This window comes from Deltaproteobacteria bacterium (assembly GCA_009929795.1).
In the GTDB taxonomy this organism is placed as follows: Bacteria; Desulfobacterota; Desulfovibrionia; order Desulfovibrionales; family Desulfomicrobiaceae; genus RZZR01.
This window is the reverse complement of sequence record RZZR01000188.1, coordinates 1-4,014: the sequence shown is the minus strand read 5'-3', so window position 1 is coordinate 4,014 and position 4,014 is coordinate 1. Positions and strand designations below refer to the sequence as shown.

General features: G+C 57.4%; 3 protein-coding genes. 2 read left to right on the top strand and 1 reads right to left on the bottom strand.

Annotated elements, in window-relative coordinates; genetic code table 11:
- The first annotated feature begins 82 nt into the window (after positions 1-82).
- On the top strand, positions 83-3,184 hold the full coding sequence (locus EOM25_12815) for a hypothetical protein (protein NCC26056.1): 3,102 nt from the start codon (positions 83-85) through the stop codon (positions 3,182-3,184).
- A gap of 204 nt (positions 3,185-3,388) precedes the next feature.
- Here the strand turns inward: EOM25_12815 and EOM25_12810 are convergent, their stop codons facing one another.
- Entirely contained in the window at positions 3,389-3,607 is a 219-nt protein-coding gene (locus tag EOM25_12810) for a hypothetical protein (GenBank protein ID NCC26055.1), read from the bottom strand.
- A gap of 218 nt (positions 3,608-3,825) precedes the next feature.
- On the opposite strand from EOM25_12810, the gene EOM25_12805 reads away from it, so the two are divergent.
- On the top strand, positions 3,826-4,014 hold a 189-nt coding region (locus tag EOM25_12805; GenBank protein ID NCC26054.1), incomplete at its 3' end, for a TetR/AcrR family transcriptional regulator.

The window sequence follows — 4,014 nt, the reverse complement described above, 5'->3', positions numbered from 1 at the left end:
CACAAGGGAAATCCTGACCAAGATCACGCCTCCCAGGCCTGTGCATGTTTCGCATCGATTGCGTTTGCACCGGTTGCTGGAAATGACCGAGCAGAGCGTGATCTGGATTTCCGCGCCGGCCGGATCAGGCAAGACCACGCTTGCGGCTGACTATCTTTCCTTTTTGAAGCAGCCCTGTCTCTGGTATCAGCTTGACCCGCGGGACGCCGACCTGTCCACGTTCTTCTACTATCTGGGCCGAGCGTTACAGCGGGCCAGACCGCGCAGGCGCTTATCCCTGCCGCTGTTCACCCCGGAATATCAGGGCCGTCCCGGCCTGTTCGCCCGGCGGTATTTCGAAGCACTGTACGCAGCCCTGAGCTCGCCTGGACCAGGGCGGTCCACGCTGGTCCTGGACGATTTTCAGTGTATCCAGGACGCAACATTCCACGACGTGCTGCACACCGGGCTGGGCATGGCCCCTCCAGGCTTGCGGATTCTGGTGCTCAGCCGCGAGGCCCCGCCGGCGCCTTTTGCCCTGCTGCTTGCCAACAACAGGATGAAAATCGTGGGCTGGAGGGATTTACGGTTTCGTTTCGCTGAATCCCTTGTCTTTTTTCATCATCTTCCGGAGGGCGCTCATCTTTCCAATGCGACCATCCGCCGCATTCACGACAAAACCCAGGGCTGGGCCGCGGGACTGAGGCTGATGGGCGAGACCATGGCCCGGACTTCCGACCTGGAAATCATTGAAGTTCTTCAGCGGGAAGGGATGTTCGATTACTTTCTCACTGAACTGTTTGAGAAAGCGGATCCGCAAACCCAGGAGTTTCTGCTCAAAACCGCGTTGTTCCCATCCGTAACCGCCCTGGATGCGCAAGCGTTGACCGGAATGGCTTCCAGCGCAAACCTCCTGCGCGGCCTGGCTGAGCAGAATTTCTTCATCACCCGGCATCCCGGACAGGAGACGTCATACCGCTACCATCAATTGTTTCGAGAGTTCCTGCTCGAACATGCCGTCAGTTATTATCCTCCCCATCAGCATGCGTTGCTGCAACGCAATGCCGCGGCCATCCTCAAAGCCGGCGGCAGGCCGGACGATGCCGCGGACCTGTACATGGCGGGCGCTCACTGGGAAAACCTGATGGAACTGGCCCAGGAACAGGCTCATGCCCTGTTGACGAGCGGTCGCCAGGACACCCTGCTCAACTGGCTGGAGCACGTTCCAGACGACGAACTGCGTGCCAGACCCTGGCTTGTCTATTGGAAGGCCCTGTGCCTTCTGTCCAGGGACGCCCAATCCGCGATGCAGCTTTTATCCCAGGCCTTCACTGGTTTTCTGGAGCAGGAAGACACGCTTGGCTCCATGCTGGCATGCGTGGAAATGATCCAAGCCGTATTCATGAGCCTTGACGACTTCACGCGCATGGAGCCCTCTTTTCTTTGGCTGGACCGTGCGGTGGGCGTCGATTATCGCTTCGAGAGCCTGGAACAGGAAGCCAGAGTGGTCATGAGCATGGTCCTGGGCTGCACTTTCTGCCGTCCGGACCATGCCCACCGGGACCACTGGATCAAGCGCGGACAGGAACTACTGCATACGGCCATACCCAATCCGCAAAAGATCAGTATGGGATTTCATCTCCTGATTTTTCATCTCTACATGTGCAGCATGGCTGATGCGTCCAGAATCCATTTCAAGGTGAAATCCCTGATCGCAATAAAAAATCTCCCCGAGTTGAGTCGATTGCAATGGCTGCTCCTGGATGCCATCCACGCCCATATGGTGGACCCTCGAGTCAAGCGTTGCCGGGATAGCGTTGACCGAGGGCTGACCCTGGCCGCGACCTCAGGCATTCATTGCTACGACGTGTTTCTGCTCACCATCGCCGCCTTCATGGCCATCAACACGGACGACCGCAACGAGCTCAACCGCTTGAAAAAGCGTCTAACGCCGCTGATCCCCGCAGCACAGGGATTCGATGCGGGCAACTACCACTGCATGCTGACCTGTGACAAGCTCAATCAAGGTGACGGGGTCGGCGCGTTGTTGCAAGCGCAATTGGCATTTGACGCCATACCCGAACCCAAGCCCTCTTTTCCGACCATACCGGCCTATCTTGGCTTGGCCGAGGCCTGCATCGAGGCCGGCAAATGGCCGGAGGCCCGCTTCTACCTGAAACAGGCCCGGCGGATAACGATCCATATCTCCGGGTACATGGGACATGTCCTTTTTTTGTTTCCCGTGGCCTATGCGGCGTTTCGCAGGGGACGGGATCGTCTCGGACAGCGTGTTCTCGGACGTGCCTTTGCCCGGGCCAGAGACCAAGGTATGCTCATTGCGCTGTTCTGGAGACCCCGACAACTGACGTTGCTCTGCAATATGGCTTTGCGGTTCGGCATCGAGGTGGAGTTTGCCTGGACACTGATCCATCGTCACAAGCTTCATGTAACGCATCGGGAACAGTATCCAATTCCATTGGAGATCAGCACATTCGGCCGCTTCGGGATTCTTCGGAACGGAAAGCAAATTGTCGCAACCAGGAAAGGCATTCTAAAACCCATGGCCTTGCTCAAGGCATTGATCGTGCTGGGTCTTCGGGGCGTCCCAAAGGAAACACTCGAGAATCTGCTCTGGCCGGATGCCGAGGGGGACAAGGCCGCCCATTCATTGAAATTCACCCTGCATGCCCTGCGTACATTCCTGCAAACGCCCGGAGCCATAATGGTCAAGAACCGGACCATGAGCATCAATCCAGCCGCATGCAGGGTGGATTTCGAGGAGTTTGAGCGAGCCTGCGCCATGGTGGAAAGCGCCTTAGATGGGAACAGTCAGGTGAATGGCCATGACTTGGCCATGATGTGCGAAAAGGCGCTATCTTTATACAAGGGTGACTTTCTGGCCCGGGATGAAATGGATTGGGTGATCGCCATGCGGGAGAAGCAGAAGACACGTTGTCTGCGGGTACTGGAAAGGCTGGTCCAGATCCATGAGCAGGCCGGGCGCCAGGATCTGGCCGGGGCAACATGCGAGCGGGCCTTGCTGATCGATCCTTTGCGGGAGGGTTTCTATCGCCGGTTGATGCTGTATGCCCTGCAAACTGGCAGAAAGGCTGAGGCTGTCAGCATTTTCAACCGTTGCAGCAGGATATTCCGGGCTGAGCTTGGGGTGACGCCCAGTGCCTCGCTGCAAGCGCTGCTGCAATAGCAGGGCATGGGCGCCATCAGCGTCGCGCTGCTTGCTTTTTACCATGCGAAACTGGCGTCAGGTCTTGTATTTCAGTGTTTTAGCGGCACCATGGACGCCCGTATGCGTGCCGCCGGCAAAGTCATGGTCGCTGTCTAGGCCCGAAAAAGGACTCTCGTATCCCAGCCGCCATCGCATGCGCGTTCTGCCCCTTGATCAGCTTGTTCATGGGCCAGGGTAATCGGGGCACAAAGCCGCTCTCGGCCCATTGCCGGGTTCGAGGCGGACCAGAAAGACCCTTGTCGCCCCGGACGAATCCTTTTCCGGGACCAGGGGCTTCAACCAGACGCCCGCACACACCGGGTGCGGCTTCCAGCCGTCCGTACCGCAGGCGGCGAGGAAACAGTCGTCAAAGTCTGAAATGGAAGAAGCGGCGTTGTTCATGAAGACCTCCTGATGATGTTTCGATGGATGAATCATGCCTGGCTTCGACTCCAGGGTCTTGAACGATATTGCGGCCCCCGACGTGGGTCGATGGGTGCCCCATGAACTTCGGCCGGACCAGTTCGTTCTTGACATTGTGAATCTTCGATATAAAAAGCGAACCTTCGTTCATTTTTTTGGAAAAACGATTCAACTACCATGCGAGTACGGTCAATTCAATGAAGCCCGACAAACCAACCCGACGTGAACGGGAGCGGCTCCGCCAGCGTCAGGACATTTTGGCCGGGGCTTTGGCCCTATTCGCCGAGAAAGGCTACCACAACGTCTCCATGCAGGAGATCGCCGAACGAACCGAGTTCGCCACCGGCACTCTGTACAAGTTTTTTCCGAGCAAGGAGGACCTGTAC

Bases quoted from the DNA above. Each gene is read 5' to 3' on its own strand.
- EOM25_12815 (NCC26056.1), top strand. From the start codon at position 83: ATGACCGAGCAGAGCGTGATCTGGATTTCCGCGCCGGCCGGATCAGGC.
- EOM25_12810 (NCC26055.1), bottom strand. From the start codon at position 3,607: ATGAACAACGCCGCTTCTTCCATTTCAGACTTTGACGACTGTTTCCTC.